Raw genomic sequence first — 25,300 nt, forward strand, 5'->3', positions numbered from 1 at the left:
GAGCGCAACCTTGCCAAGGTTGAGGTCGCGAGTTCGAGACTCGTCTCCCGCTCCACACATAGGGGGAAGCCAAGCTTCCCTTTTTGTTTGATGCTTCGGTAGAAGCATTGAGCGCAGATGGCCCTGATGTCGTGTCTTTCAGGTCATCGCACAAAATCTGCGAGCCGTTGCAACTGCAACAAAGTACGGTTCGGCAGTCCGCTTTCGGCGCGATAGCAAAGCGGTTATGCAGCGGCCTGCAAAGCCGTTTAGACCGGTTCGACTCCGGTTCGCGCCTCCAGAAGCAAAGAAAAGCCCCGAGATTTCGGGGCTTTTCTTTTTTCAGCGTGGAGTTTCGCATGAGGGCAACGTCATGACCGGGCAGCAACCTATGCAGAGCAAAGAGACTTCTCCTTTCGAATGGCGCTGGAAGGTTTTCGACGATCTGACGAACGTCGAGGTCTACGACATGCTGGCCGCTCGCGCAGCCGTCTTCGTGATCGAGCAGAACTGTCTGTATGGCGATGTCGATGGACTCGATATCGACGCGTGGCATCTGTTCGCGTACGGCGGGTATCCGGCCGGCACGCGCGCGAAACTGGCGGGCTATCTGCGCGTGCTGTTGCCTGATGACGAAGACGCCGATATCCGCATCGGCCGCGTGCTGACGACGGCCGGTTTCCGTGGACAAGGCCTCGGCAGCGCGATGCTCGAAACGGTGCTCGGCCATATTCGTGCGCAGTGGCCCGGCACGCCCATACGTCTGCATGCGCAGGCCCATCTGCAGCCGTTCTATGGCGCATTCGGCTTCGCGCCGATTTCAGACGTGCACGAAGAAGACGGCATCCCGCATATCTGGATGCGTTCCGCCTGACGCCTGCTCGTGCTGCGTCTGAATGCGGATCAACGGTTGGCGTGCGCGACGAGCTGCGCGCGGGCAGGCGCGGGCGCCTGCGCATGTCGCTCATCGCGCAGACGCTCCCGCGCCGACAGCCTCATCCAGTGACGCAGCGCGAGCACGGCGCCGATCACGCTCATCATCGAACCTGGAATCCATAGCAACAGCCCGCCGATCTGCTGATCACGCATCGGACTGAGCCATGTGAACGCGCGCCCGCAGATCGAATAGACGGGATAAAGCTCGCGCGGCGAAAAGAAGATGAACGCGCCGAGCACGATCTGCGGCGGAATCGCGGCGACGACCAGCAGCACGCGGCGACCGGGCGACAGCCGCGCGGGCGGCGCAGGCCGTGCATCGAGCACGAGCCACCAGAACATCAAGCCGTCGATCACCATGCTCCAGTTCATCACGCGATACAGCCGCCAGTCGAGCATCGCGACGAAGTGAATCGGCGAGAGCAGCCAGAAATAGATCAGTCCAACGAAAAGAACGACGGCGACGACGGGATGAAACAGAACACCGAGCGTCGCGCGCACGTAGCGCGTTTGCAGCACGGGCCGCACGACGCGTTGCCGCCACGCGAATGGGATTCCCGCGCGTAGCGCCGCGCCGGGATAGGACAGCGCGATGAAGAACGGCCCGAGATGATGCAGCACCAGATGCTGCGCGCGATGCATGAAGAACTCATGCTCGAAGAAATAGTCGAGCCGCGTATGCAGCGCGACATAGAGCGCTGCCAGCCCGAACCAGAACGACAACTGCCGCGCCAGCGACACCTTCGCCTTGCGCACGCCACGCGCGAACAGCAGCGCGGCGAGCAGCATCACGATCACCACGGTCGGCGACGGCTCCCAGGGTTCGAGCCAGTAGAGCAAAGTCATCGCGGGTTCTTCACGCGCCGCTACTTGGTCTGCGAAGGCGACTTGACCGCGAACGGCGCATCGAGCGTTTCGCCGTCGGAAAACTGCAGCTTCAGATGCACCGTATCGCCCGGCGCAATCTTGTGCTTCGCCTCTTCGAGCATCACGTGATAGCCGCCCGGCGCGATCGATGCCTGGCCGTGCGCGGGCACCGTCAGCTTGTCGACCATCACCATCTTTTGCGTCGAACCGTTCGACACCGTCTGATGCAGCATCGCGCTGCCGTAGTCGGCGCTCGACACGTCGACGAGATCGATCGGCTTGTCGCTCGAGTTGGTCAGCGTGACGTACGCGGCGGCGGGCAGATTGTTCGGCAGCCAGCGGACCCATGCGTTCTGCACGGCGATGGCCGGCTTGCTGTCAGCCGCGTGCGCGGCGATGCTGGCCGTGGCGACGCATGCGAAAGCGGCCGCGCAAACCAGCGTGTGAATCCTCGAAAGCGTTTTGATTTGTTGTGTCATGTCGAACCTGTGAGAAATCAGGATTGGTCTTCAATGATACGGCGCACGTCTCGCGCGATGACGTCGGGCGAGTCGCGGTCCGTGGCGAGCAGACGCGCGCGATTGCGGGCGTCGAAGATGTAGACGGCCGAGCTGTGTGTCACCTCGTAATTGCCGTTCGGCTCGCGCTTTTCCATCTGATACGCGACGCGGTAATGCCTTGCCATCTGCTCGATCTGTGCATCCGTGCCCGTCAGACCGAACGCATGCTGCGAATCGAATGCGCCGACGTAGTCGTGCAACGCGCTGGGCGTGTCGCGCGCGGGATCGACGCTGACGAACAGGATGCGCACATTCTGCGCGTCGGGCCCGAGCTTGCCGATGACCTGCATCAGACGCGCCATCGTTTCCGGGCAGACGTCGGGGCAATGCGTATAGCCGAAGTACACGAGCGACACGCGTCCCTTGAGCGTATCCGCCGCGACGGACCGGCCGTCGTCGCCCGTCAGCGTGAAATCGAGGTCGGGCAGATGGCCGCTCACGTCCGTCAGTTGCCACGGTTCGCCGTGATGCGAGCATCCCGCGCTGCCGAGCGCCGCGCACAGCACGACACCCAGCGTAGCGATGCGCATTGGCGCAGGAGCGTGCCGGGCGAGGAAGCGCAAGAGGGACACAGGTGCTTTCGGGAACAAAGGCTGTTTCGACGACTCGATTCAGAACAGGGGCGCACATCAGGATGCAAGCAGCGCGCTGCGACTGGCATGACCCGATCGCGGCTCATGCTATTCCATGTCCACGGCGCGCGCCGTTGCGACTCTATCGCAATTTCAGACGCGTCGTTGTACCGTGGCCCTGTGAGGGAAAAAGCGAGTCAATATGCCGCAGCGCATTGAAAGGCGGCCGTATCCGGATCGTACGGGTTTTGCATCCCGTCCTTTCGGCCGGCAGCCCGGAATGCCCGCCCGCGCGGCACGAAAACTGACTTTCTCGAAAAAACGACCGATGCGCGGTAAGATGCGCACACTTTTCCGGCTGCAAGCGGCTGAGAGGCAACGTACACCGATGCAAGTACTTCCCGCTTTTCTGTCTCCCACGGAGACGGCATTTTTCTTCGATTTCGACGGTACGCTCGTCGATCTGGCACCGACGCCCGACGGCGTGCTGGTCCAACCCGAGGCGATCGCCTTGCTCACCGAACTCCGGCGGCTGACGAACGGCGCAGTGGCGATCGTGTCGGGACGCGGGATCGACAGCATCGACCAGTTTCTCGGCATGCCCGATCTGCCCATCGCCGGCCTGCACGGCGCCGAGCGGCGCGATGCGAACGGCGACACGCAGCGCATCGGCTTCAACGACGACCGGCTACTGCGCATGGAGCAGGTGCTCGCCGAAGTCGTCAACGCCAATCCCGGCATGCTGCTCGAAATCAAGGGCGCGGCGCTCGCGCTGCACTATCGCAACGCACCCGACCGCGAGCCGGTGGCGCGCGAAGCGACGAGCCGGCTGGTCGCCGAATATCCAGCCGCTTACGTGCTGCAGCCAGGCAAGATGGTCTATGAAATCAAGCCGAAGGACGTCGACAAAGGCCGCGCGCTGCGCGCCTTTCTGGACGAGCCGCCGTTCACGGGCCGCACGCCCGTGTTCGCAGGCGACGATCTGACCGACGAGAAGGGCTTCGTGGTCGTCAACGAAAAGGGCGGTCTGTCGATCAAGGTCGGCGGTGGCGATACGATCGCGCGCTCGCGCATCGGCTCGGTGAGCGCGCTGCTCGCGTGGCTGTCGGAAATCGTCGCGGCGGCGCGCAACGCATGATGGCACCCGTTCATCCGCGCCTCGCTCCTGTACAGCACGGAACCCCCGCGTCATGAGCCGACTGATTATCGTATCGAACCGCGTCGCGCCGATTTCGGAAGGCGGCCCCGCGGCGGGCGGCCTCGCCGTCGGCGTCTACGACGCATTGAAGGAAACGGGCGGCATGTGGTTCGGGTGGAGCGGCGACGTGCCCGGCAGCGGCCAGCCGCAGATCAAGCTCGAAGAGCGCGGCCCGGTGACGTTCGCGACCATCGGCCTCGTGCGCCGCGACTACGACCAGTATTACCGCGGCTTTTCGAACGCGACGCTGTGGCCCGCGTTTCATTACCGGCCCGATCTGCTGCAATACGACCGGCACGATTTCGAAGGCTACTGCCGCGTGAACACGTGGCTCGCGCAAAAACTGGTGCCGCTGCTGCGCGACGACGATGTCATCTGGGTCCACGATTACCATCTGATTCCATTTGCACAGGCACTGCGCGCGGCGGGCGTGAAGAACCGCATCGGCTTCTTCCTGCACATTCCGTTTCCGGCGTCGCAGGTACTGCTCGCCGTTCCGCCGCATCGCGCGCTTGTCGAGGCGCTGTGTTCGTTCGATCTGCTCGGTTTCCAGACGAAGCCCGATTTGCGCGCGTTCTGCGATTACATCGTCAACGAGGCAGACGGTTCGATCGAAGCCTCGGCGCAAGGGCCGACAGTCGTGCACGGGTTCGGCCGCACACTGCGCGCCGCGGCCTATCCGATCGGCGTGTATCCCGACGAGATCGCCGAACTGGCGAAAGCAGGCGAGGGCGACAAGCCGGTGCGCACGATCGAAGCGACACTGCATGCGCGCAAGCTGATCATGAGCGTCGACCGGCTCGATTATTCGAAGGGACTGGTCGAGCGATTCCGCGCGTTCGAGCGGCTGCTCGAACATTCGCCTTCGTACCGCGACAAGGTGTCGTTCCTGCAAATCGCGCCGCCGACGCGTTCCGATCTGCACGCGTACCAGGAAATCCGCTTGCAGCTCGAAGGCGAGTCGGGGCGCATCAACGGCCGCTTTGCGGAACTCGACTGGACGCCTATCCGCTATATCCATCGCCAGTATGAGCGGCCCGTGCTCGCGGCGCTGTTTCGCACCGCGCATGTCGGCTACGTGACGCCGCTGCGCGACGGGATGAATCTCGTCGCGAAAGAGTATGTGTCGGCGCAAGATCCGGAAGATCCCGGCGTGCTGGTGCTGTCGCGTTTCGCGGGCGCCGCGCAGGAGTTGACGGGCGCGCTGATCGTCAATCCCGTCGATGTCGACGGCATGGCCGATGCGCTCGGCGCCGCGCTGTCGATGCCGCTTGCCGAACGCAAGGCGCGCTATGACGACATGATGGTGCAACTGCGCGAGAACAACGTGTCCGTATGGCGCGACAACTTCATGCGCGACCTGCAGCAGATGCCGGATGCGCAGCGGGTGGTGCGGGAAGCCGCCGAGGGTTGATCTTTTTTCGCTGTCGTTCCAATAGAAAAAGCCGCTTCATCGAAGCCGCTTTTTTCATGGCGTGTCAGTTCAGAAGCGAGTTCAGAAGCGCCTCACGCGACGTGCTGCTCGTCGAACTTCTTGCCGCCCACATGCAGTGTCGAATGCTTGCCGAACTGCTTCGACAGCAGATCGCGATACAGGCCCGGACGGTTGCGCAACTCTTCGGGGCTGCCGTCGTCGATCACCTTGCCCGCGCTCATGACGATGATGCGGTCGAAGTTGTGCAGCGTCGACAGACGGTGTGCGATGGCGATCACCGTGCGGCCGACCATCAGCCGGTCGAGGGCTTTCTGGATCGCTTCTTCTGACGCGCTGTCGAGCGCGGAGGTGGCTTCGTCGAGCAGCAGGATCGGCGCGTTCTTCAGGATCGCGCGCGCAATCGCGATACGTTGGCGCTGACCACCCGACAGCTTCACGCCGCGGTCGCCCACGATCGTATCGAAGCCTTCCGGCATCGCCTCGATAAAGTCCGTGCAGCGGGCTTCGCGCGCGGCGGCGAGCACTTCTTCGCGCGTCGCCTCGGGCCGGCCGTACGCGATGTTTTCGTACACCGTGCGGTGGAACAGCGAAATGTCCTGCGGCACCAGCGCGATCGAGTGACGCAGGCTGTCCTGCGAGATCGACGAGATATCCTGGCCGTCGATCAGGATGCGCCCGGCCTGCGTTTCATAAAAGCGTTGCAGCAGCGCGAGCACGGTCGACTTGCCCGCGCCCGATTTGCCGATCAGGCCGACGCGCTGGCCGGCCGGAATGTCGAGATCGAAGTGATCGAGAATCGGGCGGCGCTTCGGATACGCAAACGTCACCTTGTCGAAGGTTACGCGGCCGCCTTGCGGGACGAGTTCGACGGCGTCGTTGTGATCAGGCATGCCGTGCGGTTCGAGCAGCGTCTTGACGGCCTCCGCGAGACGCGCGATGTGCTGCGTCACGTCGACGAGTGCGACGGCCAGATCGCGTGTGCCGTGGAGGATCGTGAAGCCGAGCGAGCTGACCAGCACGATGTCGCCCGAGGTCGCCTTGCCCTGATCCCACAGCCACAGCGCCCAGCCGAGCAGCCCCGCCGACAGCAGCGCCGTGATGACCGCGTGCAGCAGTCGCAGTTTCTCCAGATACAGCAGGCTTTGCTGGCGCGCGATCATTTCCGACTTCACGGTCGCGCTGAAGCGCTTCTGCTCGCGGAACGTCATGCCGAACGCGCGCACGAGGCCCATGTTGCCGATCACGTCGACGAGTTCGCCGTCGACAGCGGCCGCCTTGCTCGCGAAGGTGTGATGACGGGCCGAGCCACGGCCCGCCAGCTTGAACAACACGACCGACAAAATCGCCGAGCAGGTCAGCAGGCCGAGCGCCATCAGCGGATTGACGGCGGTGATCATCACGATCGCGCCCACCACCGCGATGCACGGCGGCAGGACATTCCACGCGGTTGTGTTTTCGGCCGTGTAGACGGCGTTCGAGGTCGCCGTAATGCGGCTCGCCAGCGTGCCCGGCTGTTTCTCCGCGTAATAGGTCGGCGAGTGGCCCGTCAGATACTGGAAGAGGTCCTTGCGCAGATCGCCCGTGACGGCCACGAACGTATGCGCGGCGACCCAGCCGCCTACGCGCCACAACAGGTTGTCGGCGGCGATCAGGCCGACCAGGATCGCAAACGCGCCCCACAGCGGCCCCGGATGATGGCGTCCCGCGCCGAGCACGTCGATCAGATGTTTGATCGCGTATTGCGAAGCGAGCGCACAGCCCACGGCCGCGAACACGCTGCCCAGCACGATCAGATGAGCGACCGGATGGCGGCGGATAAAGCGGAAGAGGAATGCAAGCGGCCGGTGCGCATAGCTCGCGAGCTTTGCGTTATGGGCGTTTCGCTGGGCAATGGTGAGATGTTCCAATTGTTCGTTTGGTCTGTCAGTGTCGGTTTGAGACGTCTGAAAACGGGTTCAGGTCGTGCAACGGTCGTGCCTGGGAACGGCCCGTAACACCAGCGTAGGCCTCGCATTGTAAACATGCAAAAGCCATTTCGCATGGCGGGACAGCCAATGGGGGCGCGATTATTTTCGCGACACGTACCGGTAAGGTTTCCCAGCCTTGACCCGCTAGCGGGCAAGGGGTTCACGACAGGGGCGTGAATTTTCGAGATATAATTACAGATTGCATACGAGCCGGCGAGGGGAATCTCATCGAGCTCCAGCCGCCGCAGACGGGTCCTGGATGACTGCAGTCGAACGGCTTTGCGGCACCAGTGCCGATGCAGCGCTCCCACTGTAAAACACCTTGAGAAAACAAGGGTTTGCGAAGTGTTTCGCGTTTGTAACAACGTAAAGACTTTGAAATGTTGGGGCCGGTCCGCCAGGCAGGCATCGATAATGCATGCTCGGTCGAGTCAGGAAATATCTGACAGTTTGTCAACGTCGAATCATGAGCCGCGTTTACGGCTTTGAGCACAGACTTTGACATTGACCAAGCTGGCGTCTTACCAAGCGATCCATCGCAGGAATTTCTCGAAAGAATCAGGCTCGTGTCCGGTGCAGCTTCAGGCTGCATGCGAACCGGGCGCCCTGGCGAGCAAGCGAAGTCGCTTTTTCCAAACTGCAGTCTTTTTGCCTGATTTTTTACGAGGAGTTCTCCCTATGCGAATCGCTCAAATCGCTCCGTTGCACGAGGCGGTGCCTCCCAAGCTTTATGGCGGCACGGAACGCGTCGTGTCGTATCTGACGGAAGCGCTCGTCGAGCTCGGACATGACGTGACGCTTTTTGCCAGTGGCGATTCGCAAACCTCCGCGAAGCTCGAAGCCTTCTGGCCGCAGGCGTTGCGTCTGGACCCGACGATCCGCGACGTGATGGCGCCGCACATGTTGCTGCTCGAAGAGGTCCGCCGCCGCGCGGAAGAGTTCGACGTGCTGCATTTCCACATCGACTACTACCCGTTCTCGCTGTTCGCGCGCCAGCCTGTGCCGTTCCTGACGACCATGCACGGCCGTCTCGATCTGCCCGAACTGCAGCCCGTCTTCAACACGTTCAGCGATGTGCCCGTGGTGTCGATCTCGGACAACCAGCGCCAGCCGCTGCAACAGGCGCACTGGTTGTCGACCGTGTACCACGGCCTGCCGGAAAACGTGCTCACGCCGATCCCCAACGTCGAGCCGGGCTACCTCGCATTCCTCGGCCGCGTTTCGCCGGAGAAGGGCCTCGACCGTGCGATCCGCATCGCCGGCCAGGCAGGCATGAAGCTCAAGGTCGCCGCCAAGATCGACAAGGCCGACCGCGCGTATTACGAAGAAGTCATCAAGCCGCTGATGGCGCTGCCGCACGTCGAGTACATCGGCGAAATCGGCGAGGCCGAAAAGCGTGAGTTCCTCGGCAACGCGCATGCACTGGTGTTCCCGATCGACTGGCCGGAGCCGTTCGGTCTGGTGATGATCGAAGCCATGGCATGCGGCACGCCCGTGATCGCATTCAAGCGCGGCTCGGTGCCCGAAGTGATCGAGAACGGCGTGTCGGGCTTCGTCGTCGAAGACGAAATCAGCGCCGTCGCTGCCCTCAAGCGTCTCGACCAGCTGCCGCGCGCGCAGGTGCGCAAGGCGTTCGAATCGCGCTTCTCGTCGAAGGTGATGGCGCAGAACTACCTGAAGACCTACGAAGACCTGCTGCACGCGAAGCGCCGCACGGTGCTGCGCGAAGTCAACGCAAACTGATCTTCGTCGAAGCTGACCGCGAGCGGGTTGCTTAACGCCTGCGCGGTCCGTTGGATGGGACGACAACGCCCCGCATGTGTCGAACATGCGGGGCGTTGTTGCATTTGCGCCGCACGCCGGGGCGAAACGCGCGGGGAATGTATCGAAAGTGTGTGTCCGTGGTCCTGCAACCGTGAGACGAATCGGTAATATCCCTATAATGGCCGTGCCGCAAATCCGGCGCAGCCGGTCGATATGAGGAGATTGCTTTGGCGAGAACGAAACAGACGCGTGCGAGCGCGGCGCCCGGCGCCGGCACGATGTTCGCGCTTCGCGCCATCGGTCTCGTGATACTGGCGCGCTGGCTCTTCTCGATGGGTGAGATGGACCCGCTGACGGCGCTGCGGGCGATGGCTTCGTCGCCGTGGGCCTGCATCAACCTCGTTTTCCTGTTTCTGCTGATTTTCCTGCCGGGCGCGAAGGCGCGCGCCGAGCGGCCGTTCCATCCGTTGCCGCAATGGTTGCGTCAGGCGCTGCGCCTGTTTGCGTTTCTCGGTTTGCTGTTCGCGGTGTGGTCGGTGGGCGCGTTCGTCTGGGCGGCCGGCTGGCGGCGTGCGTTCAACGCGGTCGCCGCCACCAACGGCTGGCTGCTCGCCGCGCCGACGCTGTACGCCGTGGTCGTGTGGATCTGTCGGCCGCGCGCGCTGTGGCGCACGAATATCGCCGCACGCCGCTTTGCGATCGGCCGCTTTGCGATTTCGATCGATGCCGTCACGCGCACGGCCATCGTCTGGGCCGAAAGCCGCAAGCTCGGCCAGTACGACGCGCGCGAGCTGTCGCTGCGCTGGCATGACGGAACCGGGCGTGCGGCGCCTGTGTCGCGCGTGGCGCAGGCCGTCGATCTGTCAGGTGCCCAGCCGGCGACCGTGCCACCCATTTCGAACGGCCACGCGACGCTCGAGCGCGCGGGTGTCGGCGGCTTGCTGCGCGGTCCGAAAGTCGAGTTGATGTGGGATTCACCCGCTGCCGCCGGACACAACCGGCAGACGGTGTTCAGGACGCCGCTCGCAACGGAAGGCGATCGCGTTGCGGCGCGGGCGCTCGACGCGAGCCTGCGGCAGGCCTGATTTTCACTCCGGGCGCGGCCCTCGCGCCCCGGCACCCTCGGCCCGACATGGGCCTGAAGCGCCAACCGCTTTGCATCGTTCATGGAGGTGTCCATGTTGATCCGCTGGTTGCTGGCCGCTGTTCATCTGCTGGGTTATGCATTTGCGCTCGCCGCGATCATCGGGCGCACGCGCGGGCTGCGTCAGCTATCCGACCAGGCCGGTCTGCAGCGCGTCTTCGTCGCGGACAACGTGTGGGGCGTCACGGCCGTCGTTCTGATCGTCACTGGCTTGATGCGCGTGTTCGGTGGCTTGGAGAAGGGCGCGGACTACTACCTGCATGAGCCGCTCTTTCACGTGAAGATGGCGGCGCTCGTGCTGATCTTCGCTTTTGAGATCGCGCCGATGATGACCTTGATTCGCTGGCGTCTCGCCGTCAGAAACGGCGAGAGTCCGGATCTTTCCCGCGCCCGCCGCTTTGCCCGAACGGGGCACTGGCAGTCCATTCTGCTCGTCGTGATGGTGTTCGCCGCGTCGGGCATGGCGCGCGGGATTGGCGCGTAGTTGTTGCGGCAGGCAACAAAACGGAGCGGAGAAAATGAAAAAGGGCTTAGGTCGTTAAACCTAAGCCCTCGATTCTTCGGTGTTCGTCTTTACCAACACCAGAAATTCTGGTGGGTAGTACTGGGATCGAACCAGTGACCCCTGCCGTGTGAAGGCAGTGCTCTACCGCTGAGCTAACCACCCGAAGAGCTGTGCATTATGTCAGCTCTTTTAGACTTCGACAAGTACTTTTTAAGCGATTTGCGTATCCGCTGTCGCGGCGACATCTTCCACAGCGGGTTGGGTGCGCCACACGCTCGTGCCCTTCACCGATTTGTCGAGACCATCGAGCAATGCTTCGTGTTCGGCCAGTTCGTCTTCCGTCGCCGTCAGCACGATGAGTTCGAGCGTATCGAGCTTCACTCGCTTGGCGCCGTCTGCATGGCCCGCTGCCGCTTCGCCGATCATGTCGATCACGAGGCTTTCCTGGCCGCGCGTCATCGCGAGGTACACCTCGGCGAGCAGTTCCGAGTCGAGCAGCGCGCCGTGCAGCGTGCGATGTGCATTGCTGATGCCGAAGCGATCGCACAGGGCGTCGAGCGAATTGCGCTTGCCCGGGAACATCGACTTTGCGCGCACGAGCGTGTCGATCACCTCGCCGCAATGCTCGGTGAACGGCGGCAAGCCCAGCAGCGAAAACTCGGCGTTGAGAAAGCCGATATCGAAGGGCGCGTTGTGGATGATGAGTTCCGCGCCCGCCACGAAGTCGCGCAGCGCGTCGGCGATCTCCGCGAATTTGGGCTTGTCGCGCAGGAATTCTGTGGTCAGTCCGTGTACGGCCAGCGCGCCCGGATCACTGTCGCGCTCGGGATTGACGTAGAAGTGCAGGTTGTTGCCCGTCAGCCGGCGGTTCACCAGCTCGACGCAGCCAATTTCGATAATCCGGTCGCCGCTCTTCGCATTCAGTCCTGTCGTTTCCGTATCGAGGATGATTTGACGCATGTCGGTGTTGCCTGTTTGTGTTGATGCGTGAAAAGAATGGAGCGTGCCTGTATGCGCTGCTGACAATCAAAGCTGTGCCAGCGAGGCCACGCCTCGATTGGCGAGTTGGTCCGCCCGCTCGTTCTCGGGATGCCCCGCATGCCCCTTGACCCAGCGCCATTCGAGTTCATGTTGCTGCGTGAGCGCGTCGAGCCGCTTCCAGAGATCCGCGTTTTTCACGGGCGCCTTGGCAGCCGTCACCCAGCCTTTCTTTTTCCACCCGTGAATCCATTCGCTGATGCCTTTCTGCACGTACTGCGAGTCCGTGTGGACGATCGCCTTGCATGGGCGCTTCAATGCTTCGAGCGCGGCGATCACAGCCATCAGTTCCATGCGGTTGTTGGTCGTGTTCGCTTCGCCGCCGAACAGTTCTTTTTCCTGCGCGCCGTAGCGCAGCAGCGCACCCCAGCCGCCGGGACCGGGATTGCCCTTGCAGGCGCCGTCGGTGAAGATTTCGATCAGATCAGAACTCATTTTGCCTTGTTGCGGGTGTTGGGCGTGGCGGCGGGCGCGAGGCCGGCGGCCAGCACGGGCTTCTTGACTTTCAGCGGACCGACGAGGCGCATGCCGCGCACGCGCTTGATCGCCGTGACCATGTAGACGGCGCCGAAAATTGGCCACCAGCGGTCGCCGGCGGCTTCCATGAACTCATAGCGCGACAGCCATTTTTCGCCGACGAGGGGCGGACGATAGCAGCCGAAGCGTCCGCGTTCAAGGTCGAAACCGAGCAGCTTGATCCAGTCCTTCAGACGCGTGAACGCGATCAGGTCATGCGCCGCGGGCACGAAGGGCCGCCCCGTGACCTTGCCGACCGATTGCCGCGCGCCCCACAGCGACAATGAATTGAAGCCGAGAATGATCAACTGACCTTCTGGCATCAGCACGCGTTCGGCTTCGCGCAGCAGGCGGTGTGGATCGCGCGTGAACTCCAGCGTGTGCGGCATCACGATCAGATCGACGCTCTGCGCCTCGAACGGCAGATCGAGCAGATCGCACCAGACGGCGCTGCGTCCGGACGGCGCGTGGCGCCCGGGCAGCCCGCCCGCGACGCCGCGCGGAAACGTGTAAGGTGCGCTCGCGCCGCTCTCTGCGTCGAGCACGAGGCCTCGGCAGGGCATGCGGTTCTCGCGGAGCGCGTCGAGTTGCGGCAGGCCCAGCTGCAGCGCGTGATAGCCGAATACGTCGGACACGACGCGGTCGAGCTGCGCCTGCTCCCACTCCAGCACATAGCGTCCGGGCGGGGAGGTGGTCCAGGCAGGCCAGTCTATAATCGAACGGTCAGACATGTTGAAGAATGCGTCGCCTATGAATTCGCTCGAGTACGTACCAGTCCCGGCGTTTGATGACAATTACATCTGGGTCGTGTCGGACGGCCATCACGCCGTCGTCGTCGATCCGGGCGACGCCGCCCCGGTGAAGGCTTATCTGGCAAAACGGGGATGGCGGCTGAGCGCTATTTTACTCACGCACCATCATGCCGACCACGTCGGCGGAGTGGCCGATCTGCTGGATGGCCAGGTTGTGCCCGTCTACGGCCCCGCCGGAGAAGCGATTCCGTACCTGACGGAGCGCCTCAAGCAGGGCGACGAAGTGCACATCGCCGCGCCGGCACTCAGTTTCACGATTCTCGATGTGCCCGGTCACACCCGCGGCCATATCGCGTATTTCCAGGCGGGCGATCCGCGCGGCACGCCGCACGTGTTCTGCGGCGACACGCTGTTCGCGTGCGGTTGCGGCCGGCTGTTCGAGGGCACGCCCGCACAGATGCTGAACTCGCTCGACGCGCTCGCCGGTTTGCCCGGCGAGACGGAAGTGCACTGCGCACACGAATACACGCTGTCGAACATCCGCTTCGCGCTCGCGTGCGAGCCGGACAACGCGAAGCTGCAAGCCTGGCGCGACGAAGCGACGGATCTGCGCGCGCGCCACGTGCCGACGCTGCCCACGACGATCGCTCACGAACGCGCCGTCAATCCGTTCCTGCGGGCGGGCGAGCCGACAGTTCAGGCGACCCTCGCCGAGCAGTTGCATGAATCGGTGCCGGATCGGTTGGCCGCCTTCACGTTGATGCGGGAATGGAAGAACAGGTTCCGCTGACCTGGTAAATCATGGGGATATGCTCATCCGAATCGTAGAAACAAACGCCAAGCCTCAGATTTGGCTACGTTTTTCACATTATTCTGATTGACGGAAAGGGCGGTCTTTCGTACTATCGGCTGCAAATTCCAGCCCTTTTGGAAGCCGAGACGTTCATGAGATTTATCTTTAGCGCGTTGTTGGTCCTGACGCTCGCCGCCTGCGCGAGCCAAGGGCCAGCAACGAACAGCCTTCCCACTGCTTCCGATCCCGCCAGCCAGCAAGCCGTAGCCGACGCCCTTCGCAAGACTGCCACTGCCAAAGAAACGATTAACGTCGACCAGGGTTCCGTCGACCAGTTGACGAGCGCGGACAGCGATCTCTGGGGCCGTATCCGCCGTGGTTTTCAGATGCCCGACCTGCAGACGGACCTCGTCGACATGCAGGTCAACTGGTATGCGCAGCGCCCGGACTACGTCCAGCGCATGACCGAACGGTCGCAAAAGTATCTGTATCACATCGTCGAAGAGCTGGAAGCGCGCCATATGCCGACCGAGCTGGCGCTCCTGCCGTTCATCGAGTCCGCGTATAACCCGCAGGCGCTGTCGGTCGCGAAGGCGGCGGGCATGTGGCAGTTCGTGCCGGGCACGGGCCGCACGTACAACCTCAAGCAGAACATGTGGCAGGACGAGCGACGCGACGTGCTCGCTTCCACCAGTGCCGCGCTCGACTATCTGTCGCGTCTGCACGATATGTTCGGCGACTGGTATCTGGCGCTTGCCGCGTATAACTGGGGCGAGGGCAACGTGCAGCGCGCGATCGCGCGCAACGAGGCGGCCGGTCTGCCGACGGACTATCAGAGCCTGCGCATGCCGATGGAAACGCGCAACTACGTGCCGAAACTGCAGGCGGTCAAGAACATCGTGATGAACCCGCAGGTCTACGGGCTCACGCTGCCGTCCATCCCGAATCACCCGTACTTCGTGACAGTGACGACTTCGCACGATATCGACGTCGACACCGCGGCGAAGCTCGCGAACATGACGCCGGACGAATTCCGTTCGTTGAATCCGTCGTTCAAGAAGCCGGTCATTCTGGGCGCGACGCAGCCGCAGATCCTGCTGCCGTTCGACAACGCCAGCGCGTTCGAGCGCAATCTGAAGTCGTACACGGGTTCGCTATCGTCGTGGACGACCTATACGGTCACCGAGCGCTCGCGTCCGGCTGCGATTGCCGAAAAGATCGGCGTCGATCCCGACACGCTGATGGCCGTCAACAAGATTCCGGCCGGCATGCGCCTGAAGCCGGGGTCGACGATCGTCGTGCCGCGCGCCGATGACGACGACGAAGACATCAGTGCAGACGTCGCCGAAAGCGCCGTGCTCGCGATCGAGCCGGACGTGCCCGACACACGCAAGATGCTGATCCGCGTGCGGCGCAAGCAGTCAATGGCGATGATCGCGGATCGTTACGACGTATCGGTTGGTCAGTTGAAGGCGTGGAACCGGACGAAGCGCGACCTCGTCATGCCGGGCCAGGTCGTCGTGCTGCATGTCCCCGTCGGCAAGGCGATGCCGAGCGAGCCGGGTCCGCAGAAGCTGGCGACGGTGCCCGTCGGCGGCGGTGTCGAGAAGGCCAGCGCCCAGGTCGCAGACACGAAATCGGAATCGCGCTACGATAAGAAACGAGGCCGCGGCCACACTGGCGTGGTGAAGGTGTCGGAACCGGTTAGCAAGCCTGCTGCCGCAAAAGGCAAGGTGACGAAGGTTTCGACGGAAGCGGCTGGCAAGGCGTCGAAGGCCGATACTGGTAGCCGCCACAAGGTCTCGGCCAGCGCGAAGAAGGGCAAGTAAACAACAGCGGCCTTCTCGAGGATGACCGAACATGCGCTGCGGGGGCAGCGTATGAAGTGCGCTCCGATCTCTCCTCGTTTTCCTTGACGCCGTCACCTGAGGTGACGGCGTTTTCATTTCCACCGACCTGTGCCTGCGGGAATCCATAAAGGAGCCCGTACGCGATGCGCGGTCTTGCGACACGATGGACATGATTAGGCTATCGTTCACCCTCGGGCCCGCTGGGCCAACTCGCTGACGCCTCATGCTCTCGACGCCGCTTCGTGTTTTTCTCCTGTTCTCCGCCGGCTACTTCGTCTCGTATGTGTTTCGTGGCGTGAATCTCGGTTTCGCGCCGCTGATCACGCACGAGCTCGGCTTGACAGCCGCCGATCTCGGTTTGCTGACCAGCCTGTATTTCCTCGGCTTCGCGGGCGCGCAACTGCCTGCGGGCGTGCTGCTCGATCACTACGGCGCGCGTCGCGTGACGGCAGGGATGCTGCTGTTCGCCGCCGCAGGCATTGGCGTATTCGGCGCCGCGCACGGCGTCGGGACGATGATGGTCGGTCGGCTGCTGATTGGCGTCGGCGTGTCGGTGTGCCTCGGTGGCGCGTTCAAGGCGCTGGCGCAACATTTCCCGGCGGCACGCCTGCCGCTGATCAATGGGCTCGTGATGGCCGTCGGCGGTCTGGGCGGCGTCGTGGTCGGTTCGCCGTTGACGTGGCTGCTGACGCTGGCGAGCTGGCGCACCGTCTGCGTTGGGCTCGTCATTCTCACGATCGTCGTGGCGGCGATGCTCTGGGCGTTCGCGCCCGAAACGAGGGAGACGCACCATCAGGCCAGCCTCGTCAGCCAGTTCAAGGGCACGTGGCATATCCTGCGCAGCGCGGCGTTCTGGAAGATCGCGTCGTTCTCGGTCGTCACGCAAGGCGTGTTCTACGCCATGCAGTCGCTGTGGGTGGGCGCGTGGTTGCGCGACGTAGCGGGCTTGCAGTCGCATGAAGCGGCCGCGTTCGTCTCGGTGCTCGGCTTCGCGATGATGGCCGGCTGTGTCGGCTTCGGCGCGGCGGCGCGCAGCATGGAGCGGCGCGGGCTGTCGCTGTATGCGTTTTGCGGCGTCGGCATGGTGCTTTTCGTTATCACGCAACTGCTGATCATGCTGCGTGCACCGCTGCCGGCAGGATTGCTGTGGGCGGCTTACGGGATTTTCGGCGGCGTCGGCATTCTGAGTTATGCGGTGCTCGCGCGCCATTTCCCGCCGCATCTGATCGGGCGTGCGAATACCACGCTCACGCTGATTATTTTCCTGCTGATCTTCGGTTTCCAGATTGGCGTGGGCGCGGTGCTGTCGCGCTGGACGCCCGTCGACGGACACTATCCGCCCGCCGCGCATCTGACCGCGTGGGGCATTCTGGTTGCGCTGCAACTGGCGAGCGCCATCTGGTACGTGCTGCCGAGCCGCGTGCTGGCCAAAAGTCCGGCGCACGTGCACGCCGAACATCAGCCGTAAGCTGCCGGGCATATCCTGATACGTGGTGAAGGGCCCGGCCAGCGGCTGCGCTGCGCGCTGATGATTCCCGAAGCGTCCGGTAGCAGCCGCTTCGCCGCGCCGTCACCTATCTCGGATTTGAAGAGAAGGGTCGTTTCAGGCTATAATTTCAAGGTTTGAGCTTATCAACCCGCACCCTAGCGCCTACCTCTCCCATACCGTTCATCCGCCGCGTTTCGTTGTAGTCCCGGTTGTTTTTCATGAGTGAATACTCCCGGCTACCGTCGCCAGCGGCCCGCAACAGCCAGTTCGCCTACACAATGGGCCGACTGCGAGCTCCGCGGCGCCTGTGCGACCCTCCACGAACAGCGACAACGCGAGCGAGCCTGCGCGCGCATCGAATGATGCGCCTCGCCGCGGCCCGCACGGTCGGATAGACAGGTCGGCAACAGGGTGCTCCCCAAGGAGTCTCCCGTGTTGCCGTCATTTTCTCCCGCTCTGCTCGCGCTCGCCGACGGCACGGTCTTTCGTGGTTACTCGATCGGCGCGCCCGGTCATACGATCGGTGAAGTCGTCTTCAATACGGCCATCACCGGCTATCAGGAAATCCTGACCGACCCCAGCTACGCGCGCCAGATCGTCACGCTGACGTATCCGCACATCGGCAATGTTGGTGTGAATGCCGAAGACGTCGAAGCCACGAAAGTCCATGCCGCCGGCCTGATCATCCGTGATCTGCCTGTTCTCGCGTCCAACTTCCGCATGGAGCGCACGCTCCCGGATTACCTGAAGGCGGAAGGCGTCGTCGCGATCGCCGGTATCGACACCCGCAAGCTCACGCGCGTGCTGCGCGACAAGGGCGCGCAAAACGGCGCGATTCTCGCAGGCTCGGATGACGAAGCGAAGGCAATTGAACTCGCGCGCTCGTTCCCCGGCCTCGCGGGCATGGACCTCGCGAAAGTCGTGTCGACGCAAAAGCCATACGAATGGAAACAGACGGAATGGCGTCTCGGCAGCGGCTACGGCATGCAGAACACGCCGCGCTACCGCGTCGTCGCGTTCGACTTCGGCGTGAAGTACAACATCCTGCGCATGCTCGCGGAACGCGGCTGCCAGGTCACGGTGCTGCCCGCGCAAGCCACGGCTGCTGACGCGCTCGCGCTGAATCCGGACGGCATCTTCCTGTCGAACGGCCCCGGCGATCCCGAGCCGTGCGATTACGCGATCGCTGCCACGCGCGAATTCATCGAGCGCGGCATTCCGACGTTCGGCATCTGCCTCGGCCATCAGATCATGGGTCTCGCCGTCGGCGCGAAGACGATGAAGATGAAGACGGGCCACCACGGCGCGAATCATCCCGTGAAGGACCTTGGCGACGGTCGCGTCGTGATCACGTCCCAGAACCACGGTTTCGCGGTCGACGCCGACACGCTGCCCGCCAACGCGAAGGTGACGCACGTGTCGCTGTTCGACGGCACGCTGCAAGGCTTCGCGCTGACGGACAAGCCGGCATTCTGCTTCCAGGGTCACCCGGAAGCATCGCCGGGTCCGAACGACGTCGCCTATCTGTTCGACCGCTTCACTGCGTTGATGGACGAGGCGAAGGGCAATAACTCGGCAGCGGCGTAAAGCAGGAACGCAGGAACGCCTGCAAAACGTCGCGCACAGCGACGGGAAAAAAGGCGCGCCCCGCGACGCCGTTCGGCCAAGCCTCCACGGGCCGGTCCGGGCGGCACAACGCCGGTGCGCCAACAGTAAGAACTCAGGAATACATTAGCGAGAGCGTTATGCCCAAGCGGACAGACATCAAGAGCATCCTCATTATCGGCGCGGGTCCGATCATCATCGGCCAGGCGTGCGAGTTCGACTACTCGGGCGCGCAGGCGTGCAAGGCATTGCGTGAGGAAGGCTACAAGGTCATTCTCGTCAACAGCAATCCGGCGACGATCATGACCGACCCGAACACGGCCGACGTCACGTATATCGAGCCGATCACGTGGGAAGTGGTCGAGCGCATCATCGCGAAGGAGCGCCCGGACGCGATCCTGCCGACGATGGGTGGCCAGACCGCGCTGAACTGCGCGCTCGATCTGCATCACCACGGCGTGCTGGAAAAGTACAAGGTCGAACTGATCGGCGCGTCGCCGGAAGCGATCGACAAGGCCGAAGACCGTCAGAAGTTCAAGGACGCGATGACGAAGATCGGCCTGGGCTCGGCGAAGTCGGGCATCGCGCATTCGATGGAAGAAGCGATGGCCGTGCACGCCGAAATCGCTGCCTTCACGGGCGGCAGCGGCTACCCGATCGTGATTCGGCCGTCGTTCACGCTCGGCGGCTCGGGCGGCGGCATCGCGTACAACCGCGAGGAATTCGAAGAGATCTGCAAGCGCGGCCTCGATCTGTCGCCGACGCGCGAACTGCTGATCGAAGAATCGCTGCTCGGCTGGAAAGAGTACGAGATGGAAGTGGTCCGCGATAAAAAGGACAACTGCATCATCGTTTGCTCGATCGAAAACCTCGACCCGATGGGCATTCACACGGGCGACTCGATCACCGTCGCGCCGGCGCAGACGCTCACCGACAAGGAATATCAGATCCTGCGTAATGCATCGCTCGCGGTGCTGCGCGAGATCGGCGTCGATACGGGCGGCTCGAACGTGCAGTTCTCGATCAATCCCGTCGATGGCCGGATGATCGTCATCGAAATGAACCCGCGCGTGTCGCGTTCATCGGCTTTGGCTTCGAAGGCGACGGGCTTCCCGATCGCGAAGGTCGCGGCGAAACTCGCCGTCGGCTATACGCTGGACGAGCTGAAGAACGAAATCACGGGCGGTCAGACGCCGGCGTCGTTCGAACCGACCATCGATTACGTCGTCACCAAGATTCCGCGTTTCGCGTTCGAAAAATTCCGCGAAGCCGATCCGCGTCTGACCACGCAGATGAAGTCGGTCGGCGAAGTGATGGCGATCGGCCGCACGTTCCAGGAATCGTTCCAGAAGGCGCTGCGCGGTCTGGAAGTGGGCGTCGACGGTCTGGACGAAAAGACCACCAGCCGCGACGAAGTGATCCGCGAGATCGGCGAAGCCGGTCCGGACCGCATCTGGTATGTCGGCGACGCGTTCCGCCTCGGCCTGACGCAACAGGAAATCTTCGAGGAAACGGCGATCGACCCGTGGTTCCTCGCGCAGATCGAAGAGATCATCCGCAAGGAAAAGGCGCTCGAAGGCCGCACGCTCGCAAGCCTCACGAAGGAAGAGCTGAAGTATCTGAAGCAGAGCGGCTTCTCGGATCGCCGTCTTGGCAAGCTGCTCGGCGTGACGGGTCCGGACGTCCGCAAGCGCCGTATCGAACTGAACGTGCGCCCCGTGTACAAGCGCGTCGATACCTGCGCGGCCGAGTTCGCGACGAAGACGGCGTACATGTACTCGACGTACGAAGAAGAGTGCGAGGCGAACCCGACGAACAACAAGAAGATCATGGTGCTGGGCGGCGGCCCGAACCGGATCGGCCAGGGCATCGAGTTCGACTACTGCTGCGTGCACGCCGCGCTCGCCATGCGCGAGGACGGCTACGAAACGATCATGGTCAACTGCAACCCTGAAACCGTTTCGACCGACTACGACACGTCTGACCGTCTGTACTTCGAGCCGCTGACGCTCGAAGACGTGCTCGAAATCGTCGACAAGGAAAAGCCGCTCGGCGTGATCGTTCAGTACGGCGGTCAGACGCCGCTGAAGCTCGCATTGGATCTGGAGGCGAACGGCGTGCCTATCGTCGGCACGTCGCCGGACATGATCGACGCCGCGGAAGACCGCGAGCGTTTCCAGAAGCTGCTGCAGGACCTCGGTCTGCGTCAGCCGCCCAACCGCACCGCGCGCGCCGAAGACGAGGCGCTGAAGCTCGCCGACGAAATCGGCTATCCGCTCGTCGTGCGTCCGTCGTACGTGCTGGGCGGCCGCGCGATGGAAATCGTCCACGAGCCGCGCGACCTCGAGCGCTACATGCGCGAGGCCGTGAAGGTGTCGAACGATTCGCCCGTGCTGCTCGATCGCTTCCTGAACGATGCGATCGAATGCGATGTGGACTGCATCTCGGACGGCGACACGGTGTTCATCGGCGGCGTGATGGAGCACATCGAACAGGCAGGCGTGCACTCGGGCGACTCGGCTTGCTCGCTGCCGCCGTACTCGCTGTCGAAGGAGACCGTTGCTGAGCTCAAGCGTCAGACGGGCGCGATGGCGAAGGCGCTGAACGTGGTCGGCCTGATGAACGTGCAGTTCGCGATCCAGCAGGTGCCGCAGGCGGACGGCTCGAAGCTGGACGTCATCTACGTGCTCGAAGTGAACCCGCGCGCCTCGCGCACGGTGCCGTACGTGTCGAAGGCCACCAGCCTGCCGCTCGCGAAGATCGCAGCGCGCGCGATGGTCGGTCAGAAGCTCGCGCAGCAGGGCGTGACGAAGGAAGTGATTCCGCCGTACTTCAGCGTAAAGGAAGCCGTATTCCCGTTCGTCAAGTTCCCGGCGGTCGATCCGGTGCTCGGACCCGAAATGCGTTCGACGGGCGAAGTGATGGGCGTCGGCCAAACCTTCGGCGAGGCGCTGTTCAAGTCGCAACTCGCAGCGGGTTCGCGTCTGCCGGAGACGGGCACGGTGCTGTTGACCGTGATGGACGCCGACAAGCCGAAGGCCGTCGAAGTCGCGCGTATGCTGCATGAGTTGGGCTATCCGCTCGTCGCGACGAAGGGCACGGCGGCCGCCATCGAAGCGGCCGGCGTCCCCGTGAAGGTCGTCAACAAGGTGAAGGACGGCCGTCCGCACATCGTCGACATGATCAAGAACGGCGAGATCGCACTCGTCTTCACGACTGTCGACGAAACGCGCGCAGCCATCGCCGATTCGCGTTCGATCCGCATGAGCGCGCAAGCGAACAAGGTCACGTACTACACGACGATGTCGGGCGCGCGTGCCGCCGTTGAAGGCTTGCGTTATCTGAAGGATCTGGAAGTCTATGATTTACAAGGACTCCACGCTCGCCTAAACTAAGGCTTCAGATTTCTGTCGAAGACGTAAGTGCCGCGGTTAAGCGGCGTCCCTAAGGTGTCAGATCGGGCTTTGTGCCACGTTTGCGCACCGTACCGGGATGCACTTAACCGCGGTGATTTTTTTTGTGGCTGTCTTTTGCCAAAGAGTTGTTTATGAGCACTATTCCATTGACGAAGCGCGGCGCAGACCAACTGCGCGACGAGTTGCAGCGCCTGAAATCGGTCGAGCGTCCGTCCGTCATCAATTCGATCGCGGAAGCGCGTGCCCAAGGCGATCTGTCGGAAAACGCCGAGTACGACGCTGCGAAAGAGAAGCAAGGGTTTATCGAAGGCCGTATCGCTGAGATCGAGTCGAAGCTGGCGGCCGCGCAAATCATCGACCCGTCCGCGCTCGACGCGGAAGGCCGCGTCGTGTTCGCCGCGACGGTCGATCTGGAAGATCTGGATTCGGGTGATTCGGTTACCTATCAAATCGTCGGCGACGACGAAGCCGATCTCGAGCACGGCCTGATTTCCGTCAGCTCGCCGATCGCGCGCGCGCTGATCGGCAAGACGGAAGGCGATGTCGCGTCGGTGCAGGCGCCGGGCGGCGTGCGCGAATACGAGATCATCGCGGTCCGTTACATCTGAGGCGGTTGCCGTGTCTTCGGTGCCGCATCGTCTGTTCCGCCTGTTGACGGTCGTTTGGGTCGGCAGTTTGCTGACCATTGGCTATGCCGTGGCGCCCGTGCTGTTCACGTCGCTCGACCGCATGACGGCGGGCGCGGTCGCGGCGCAGCTGTTTCGCATCGAAGGTGTGATCGGCGTGGTGTGCGGCGTGCTGCTGCTTGCGCTGTGTAATCTGCTGGTCCGGCGCGGCGGCGATGCGTATCGACGTCTACGCTGGCTGATTGCCGGCATGCTGGTGTGCGTGCTGGTCGGCTACTTTGCGTTGCAGCCGTTCATGAATGCGCTGCGCATCGCCGCGCAGGAAGCGGGCACGGATGTCGGCCACTCTGTTTATGCGAGCCGCTTTGGCATGCTGCACGGCGTGTCGAGTGCGTTCTATCTGATCGAAAGCCTGTTGGGCATCGTGCTCGTGTGGAAGCTCCCGGCTGAATCGGGCATTGCCGTGGAGCGGGGCGCGGGGCGTGTGGCCGGCCGGACGGCGGGATAACGCGCGTCGGCGGCAATGACGCGTCCGGGCAAGCGAGCAGCCGGCCCCGACAGCGCTTAAAAATCGCGGCGGATCGCCGCATGACGTCGGTGTCCGTCAATCCCGCTTCGGCTGGCGCGGTCCGGCACAGATATCAATCCGGTTCGCCGCGCCAAGCCCGTCATTACTTCGACGTCTGATGCAGGCGCTTCGCGCTGGTTTGGCGCTTCTTCGCCTTCTTGATGTTGCCACCCGCGGTGACGCGTTCGTTGCCCCGCACCACCAACTTCTGCGCCTTGGGTTTGCGCATCGGATTTTCGGACGGCTTGACGACCTTCACGACGCGCGGCGCGCGGCCCTTATTCGACGGTGATTCGCCGGCTACTTCCCGTGCGCTCGGCAGCGCGCCGCGCTTCGTCTTCGCAGCCGGTGCACGTGCAGCAGGCGCTCGCTCGGCAGCCACCTTTTCCGGCTTCCAGATGACCAGCAACTTGCCGATATGCTGGATCGGCGCCGCGTTCAGGCGATCGCAGATGTCTTCGTAGATGGCGATGCGCTCTTCGCGCTCGTCGCCGAACACGCGGATCTTGATCAGCTGGTGCGCTTTCAGGTGGACCTTGATTTCGGTCAGTACGGCATCGGTCAGCCCTTCGGCGCCGACGATCACGACCGGCTTGAGCGCGTGAGCCTGGGAGCGCAATTCGGCGCGTTGTTCGGAAGAAACTTTGAGGGCTGGCATGAGAAGTAGAGGACTCGACTAAAATGGCGACGCCCGCGAGCAGGGACCGGTGGTCCGGCAAACCGGCGGAACAGCAGGCGGTGCGCGAAAAAACAGGAAACTGCGGTTAGGCGACTGCGGGCGATGAATCCGGCATCGAGGCCGGCGCCAGGTTGCTGCGTTAGCGGCGGCAGCGCGGACTGCAAGCAGAATCACGAGCGCGGAGACAGCCTTTGGCTGCAGCCACGCGAATTAAACGCGTATTATCCGCTAAAAGCGCGGCATTACGTAGCAAGAGTTCAACGTTTAATGGCAAAAAACAAGTTCAACACGTCGTGGCTGCACGACCACATCAACGATCCGTACGTGAAAATGGCGCAGCGGGAGGGCTATCGCGCCCGCGCAGCCTACAAGCTGAAGGAAATCGACGAGCAGGACAAGCTGATCCGCCCGGGTCAGGTGATCGTCGATCTGGGCGCCGCGCCCGGCAGCTGGAGCCAGTACGTCCGCAACAAGCTCGCGCAGGGCAAGCATCGCGACGCCCAGCGGGACGGCGGGATCGACGGCACGATCATTGCGCTCGACCTGCTGCCGATGGAGCCGATCGCCGACGTCCATTTCATTCAGGGCGACTTCCGCGAGGACAGCGTTCTCGAACAACTGGAAGAAGTGGTTGGAGAACGCGATGTCGACCTTGTAATTTCGGATATGGCGCCCAACCTGTCGGGAGTGGCGGTGGCGGATGCCGCGCGGATCGAGCATGTGTGCGATCTCGCGCTGGAATTTTCGCAAAACCACCTCAAACCCGATGGTGCCCTTTTAGTCAAATGCTTTCACGGGAGCGGTTACAGCCAGATTGTCGAAAAGTTCAAGCATCAGTTTAAGACGGTGGCCGCTCGCAAACCGAAGGCGTCCCGGGACAAATCGTCCGAGACGTTCATTCTGGGAAGGCATCTGAAGCGACCCCGTTAAACCGGGTGCAATGATATGTAAGCCCGCATTTCCGGCACGCCGGAAAATAAGAGCGCTGAGGTTGCGCGGTACGCTATTTATGCGGTAGCGAATGCTTATGGCAGGGGTCTT

At 63.0% G+C, this 25,300-nt stretch carries 22 protein-coding genes and 2 tRNA genes; 15 read left to right on the forward strand and 9 right to left on the reverse strand.

The genetic code is table 11. The features are described 5' to 3' along the window. Window positions 1-206: 206 nt before the first annotated feature. Both KFO72_RS30810 and KFO72_RS30815 read left to right on the forward strand, forming a co-directional pair. Window positions 207-280, forward strand: a tRNA-Cys gene (locus KFO72_RS30810). 72 nt (window positions 281-352) lie between these two features. Continuing rightward, window positions 353-853: a GNAT family N-acetyltransferase gene (locus KFO72_RS30815; RefSeq protein ID WP_412101812.1), complete on the forward strand. Its 501-nt coding sequence runs from the start codon at window positions 353-355 to the stop codon at window positions 851-853. Window positions 854-882: 29 nt separating this feature from the next. Here KFO72_RS30815 and KFO72_RS30820 read toward each other — a convergent pair whose 3' ends face one another. Genes KFO72_RS30820 through KFO72_RS30830 form a run of 3 tightly spaced genes read right to left on the reverse strand, consistent with a single transcriptional unit; the run spans window position 883 to window position 2,872 of the window. Then, window positions 883-1,761 carry a cytochrome c oxidase assembly protein gene (locus KFO72_RS30820; protein ID WP_225033713.1) on the reverse strand — a complete coding sequence of 293 codons (879 nt, stop codon included), beginning with the start codon at window positions 1,759-1,761 and terminating at the stop codon, window positions 883-885. 20 nt (window positions 1,762-1,781) lie between these two features. Beyond that, complete coding sequence (locus KFO72_RS30825; RefSeq protein WP_054934161.1) at window positions 1,782-2,261, reverse strand: copper chaperone PCu(A)C; 480 nt, start codon at window positions 2,259-2,261, stop codon at window positions 1,782-1,784. Between the two features lie 17 nt (window positions 2,262-2,278). After that, window positions 2,279-2,872 carry an SCO family protein gene (locus KFO72_RS30830; protein WP_054934162.1) on the reverse strand — a complete coding sequence of 198 codons (594 nt, stop codon included), beginning with the start codon at window positions 2,870-2,872 and terminating at the stop codon, window positions 2,279-2,281. Window positions 2,873-3,302: 430 nt separating this feature from the next. On the opposite strand from KFO72_RS30830, the gene otsB reads away from it, so the two are divergent. Together otsB and otsA are read left to right on the forward strand one after the other, a co-directional pair. Beyond that, the gene (otsB, locus tag KFO72_RS30835; protein WP_054934163.1) at window positions 3,303-4,052 is read left to right on the forward strand and encodes a trehalose-phosphatase; all 750 of its coding nucleotides are present in this window, start codon (window positions 3,303-3,305) and stop codon (window positions 4,050-4,052) included. A gap of 52 nt (window positions 4,053-4,104) precedes the next feature. Continuing rightward, window positions 4,105-5,526 carry an alpha,alpha-trehalose-phosphate synthase (UDP-forming) gene (gene otsA / locus KFO72_RS30840; RefSeq protein WP_225033714.1) on the forward strand — a complete coding sequence of 474 codons (1,422 nt, stop codon included), beginning with the start codon at window positions 4,105-4,107 and terminating at the stop codon, window positions 5,524-5,526. 92 nt (window positions 5,527-5,618) lie between these two features. Here the strand turns inward: otsA and KFO72_RS30845 are convergent, their stop codons facing one another. Then, on the reverse strand, window positions 5,619-7,454 hold the full coding sequence (locus tag KFO72_RS30845; RefSeq protein ID WP_060601671.1) for an ABC transporter ATP-binding protein: 1,836 nt from the start codon (window positions 7,452-7,454) through the stop codon (window positions 5,619-5,621). Between the two features lie 738 nt (window positions 7,455-8,192). Here KFO72_RS30845 and KFO72_RS30850 point away from each other — a divergent pair. The 3 genes from KFO72_RS30850 to KFO72_RS30860 all read left to right on the forward strand — a co-directional run bounded on the left by KFO72_RS30850 (window position 8,193) and on the right by KFO72_RS30860 (window position 10,906). Further along, a complete protein-coding gene (locus KFO72_RS30850) occupies window positions 8,193-9,257 on the forward strand; it encodes a glycosyltransferase family 4 protein (protein WP_054934166.1) in 1,065 nt (354 codons plus the stop codon). Between the two features lie 248 nt (window positions 9,258-9,505). Further along, window positions 9,506-10,363, forward strand: coding sequence for a hypothetical protein (locus tag KFO72_RS30855; protein ID WP_060601669.1), 858 nt, complete (start codon window positions 9,506-9,508; stop codon window positions 10,361-10,363). A gap of 93 nt (window positions 10,364-10,456) precedes the next feature. Beyond that, entirely contained in the window at window positions 10,457-10,906 is a 450-nt protein-coding gene (locus KFO72_RS30860) for a DUF2214 family protein (RefSeq protein ID WP_225033715.1), read from the forward strand. A gap of 108 nt (window positions 10,907-11,014) precedes the next feature. Here KFO72_RS30860 and KFO72_RS30865 read toward each other — a convergent pair. The 4 genes from KFO72_RS30865 to KFO72_RS30880 form a co-directional block, all read right to left on the reverse strand. Beyond that, window positions 11,015-11,089 (reverse strand) — tRNA-Val (locus tag KFO72_RS30865). A 48-nt stretch (window positions 11,090-11,137) separates the two neighbouring features. Further along, window positions 11,138-11,887, reverse strand: coding sequence for a DNA polymerase III subunit epsilon (dnaQ, locus tag KFO72_RS30870; RefSeq protein WP_054934168.1), 750 nt, complete (start codon window positions 11,885-11,887; stop codon window positions 11,138-11,140). Window positions 11,888-11,953: 66 nt separating this feature from the next. Next, a complete protein-coding gene (gene rnhA / locus KFO72_RS30875) occupies window positions 11,954-12,400 on the reverse strand; it encodes a ribonuclease HI (protein ID WP_054934169.1) in 447 nt (148 codons plus the stop codon). After that, window positions 12,397-13,212 carry a class I SAM-dependent methyltransferase gene (locus tag KFO72_RS30880; protein ID WP_060601664.1) on the reverse strand — a complete coding sequence of 272 codons (816 nt, stop codon included), beginning with the start codon at window positions 13,210-13,212 and terminating at the stop codon, window positions 12,397-12,399. Before KFO72_RS30880 ends, rnhA begins: the two co-directional genes overlap by 4 nt. 19 nt (window positions 13,213-13,231) lie before the next feature. On the opposite strand from KFO72_RS30880, the gene gloB reads away from it, so the two are divergent. The 7 genes from gloB to KFO72_RS30915 all read left to right on the forward strand — a co-directional run bounded on the left by gloB (window position 13,232) and on the right by KFO72_RS30915 (window position 23,520). Further along, window positions 13,232-14,023, forward strand: a complete 792-nt coding sequence (gene gloB, locus KFO72_RS30885; RefSeq protein ID WP_054934189.1) for a hydroxyacylglutathione hydrolase — start codon at window positions 13,232-13,234, stop codon at window positions 14,021-14,023. Window positions 14,024-14,178: 155 nt separating this feature from the next. Further along, window positions 14,179-15,855, forward strand: coding sequence for a transglycosylase SLT domain-containing protein (locus KFO72_RS30890; RefSeq protein ID WP_060602744.1), 1,677 nt, complete (start codon window positions 14,179-14,181; stop codon window positions 15,853-15,855). Window positions 15,856-16,099: 244 nt separating this feature from the next. Further along, a complete protein-coding gene (locus KFO72_RS30895) occupies window positions 16,100-17,344 on the forward strand; it encodes an MFS transporter (RefSeq protein WP_225033716.1) in 1,245 nt (414 codons plus the stop codon). 453 nt (window positions 17,345-17,797) lie between these two features. After that, window positions 17,798-18,952 (forward strand): glutamine-hydrolyzing carbamoyl-phosphate synthase small subunit, encoded by a 1,155-nt coding sequence (gene carA / locus KFO72_RS30900; protein WP_060601658.1) that lies wholly within the window; start codon window positions 17,798-17,800, stop codon window positions 18,950-18,952. A 158-nt stretch (window positions 18,953-19,110) separates the two neighbouring features. Then, window positions 19,111-22,365 (forward strand): carbamoyl-phosphate synthase large subunit, encoded by a 3,255-nt coding sequence (carB, locus tag KFO72_RS30905; RefSeq protein WP_054934173.1) that lies wholly within the window; start codon window positions 19,111-19,113, stop codon window positions 22,363-22,365. Between the two features lie 152 nt (window positions 22,366-22,517). After that, entirely contained in the window at window positions 22,518-22,994 is a 477-nt protein-coding gene (gene greA, locus KFO72_RS30910; protein WP_035990207.1) for a transcription elongation factor GreA, read from the forward strand. Window positions 22,995-23,013: 19 nt separating this feature from the next. Then, window positions 23,014-23,520 carry a DUF4149 domain-containing protein gene (locus tag KFO72_RS30915; RefSeq protein ID WP_225033717.1) on the forward strand — a complete coding sequence of 169 codons (507 nt, stop codon included), beginning with the start codon at window positions 23,014-23,016 and terminating at the stop codon, window positions 23,518-23,520. 163 nt (window positions 23,521-23,683) lie between these two features. On the opposite strand, the gene KFO72_RS30920 is transcribed toward KFO72_RS30915, so the two are convergent. Continuing rightward, window positions 23,684-24,238 carry a YhbY family RNA-binding protein gene (locus KFO72_RS30920; RefSeq protein WP_054934174.1) on the reverse strand — a complete coding sequence of 185 codons (555 nt, stop codon included), beginning with the start codon at window positions 24,236-24,238 and terminating at the stop codon, window positions 23,684-23,686. Window positions 24,239-24,526: 288 nt separating this feature from the next. On the opposite strand from KFO72_RS30920, the gene KFO72_RS30925 reads away from it, so the two are divergent. Further along, window positions 24,527-25,189, forward strand: a complete 663-nt coding sequence (locus tag KFO72_RS30925; protein WP_035990212.1) for an RlmE family RNA methyltransferase — start codon at window positions 24,527-24,529, stop codon at window positions 25,187-25,189. Window positions 25,190-25,300 lie beyond the last annotated feature (111 nt).

The organism is Paraburkholderia sp. XV (assembly GCF_020177535.1).
In the GTDB taxonomy this organism is placed as follows: Bacteria; Pseudomonadota; Gammaproteobacteria; order Burkholderiales; family Burkholderiaceae; genus Paraburkholderia; species Paraburkholderia caribensis.

Excerpts from the sequence above, each read along its gene's own strand:
- gloB (WP_054934189.1), top strand. The coding sequence starts at position 13,232 with ATGAATTCGCTCGAGTACGTACCAGTCCCGGCGTTTGATGACAATTAC.
- KFO72_RS30895 (WP_225033716.1), top strand. The coding sequence starts at position 16,100 with ATGCTCTCGACGCCGCTTCGTGTTTTTCTCCTGTTCTCCGCCGGCTAC.
- KFO72_RS30815 (WP_412101812.1), top strand. The coding sequence starts at position 353 with ATGACCGGGCAGCAACCTATGCAGAGCAAAGAGACTTCTCCTTTCGAA.
- KFO72_RS30860 (WP_225033715.1), top strand. The coding sequence starts at position 10,457 with ATGTTGATCCGCTGGTTGCTGGCCGCTGTTCATCTGCTGGGTTATGCA.
- KFO72_RS30820 (WP_225033713.1), bottom strand. The coding sequence starts at position 1,761 with ATGACTTTGCTCTACTGGCTCGAACCCTGGGAGCCGTCGCCGACCGTG.
- KFO72_RS30890 (WP_060602744.1), top strand. The coding sequence starts at position 14,179 with ATGAGATTTATCTTTAGCGCGTTGTTGGTCCTGACGCTCGCCGCCTGC.
- KFO72_RS30920 (WP_054934174.1), bottom strand. The coding sequence starts at position 24,238 with ATGCCAGCCCTCAAAGTTTCTTCCGAACAACGCGCCGAATTGCGCTCC.
- carB (WP_054934173.1), top strand. The coding sequence starts at position 19,111 with ATGCCCAAGCGGACAGACATCAAGAGCATCCTCATTATCGGCGCGGGT.
- KFO72_RS30825 (WP_054934161.1), bottom strand. The coding sequence starts at position 2,261 with ATGACACAACAAATCAAAACGCTTTCGAGGATTCACACGCTGGTTTGC.
- KFO72_RS30880 (WP_060601664.1), bottom strand. The coding sequence starts at position 13,212 with ATGTCTGACCGTTCGATTATAGACTGGCCTGCCTGGACCACCTCCCCG.
- otsA (WP_225033714.1), top strand. The coding sequence starts at position 4,105 with ATGAGCCGACTGATTATCGTATCGAACCGCGTCGCGCCGATTTCGGAA.
- KFO72_RS30830 (WP_054934162.1), bottom strand. The coding sequence starts at position 2,872 with ATGCGCATCGCTACGCTGGGTGTCGTGCTGTGCGCGGCGCTCGGCAGC.
- KFO72_RS30925 (WP_035990212.1), top strand. The coding sequence starts at position 24,527 with ATGGCAAAAAACAAGTTCAACACGTCGTGGCTGCACGACCACATCAAC.
- dnaQ (WP_054934168.1), bottom strand. The coding sequence starts at position 11,887 with ATGCGTCAAATCATCCTCGATACGGAAACGACAGGACTGAATGCGAAG.
- otsB (WP_054934163.1), top strand. The coding sequence starts at position 3,303 with ATGCAAGTACTTCCCGCTTTTCTGTCTCCCACGGAGACGGCATTTTTC.
- rnhA (WP_054934169.1), bottom strand. The coding sequence starts at position 12,400 with ATGAGTTCTGATCTGATCGAAATCTTCACCGACGGCGCCTGCAAGGGC.
- KFO72_RS30850 (WP_054934166.1), top strand. The coding sequence starts at position 8,193 with ATGCGAATCGCTCAAATCGCTCCGTTGCACGAGGCGGTGCCTCCCAAG.
- greA (WP_035990207.1), top strand. The coding sequence starts at position 22,518 with ATGAGCACTATTCCATTGACGAAGCGCGGCGCAGACCAACTGCGCGAC.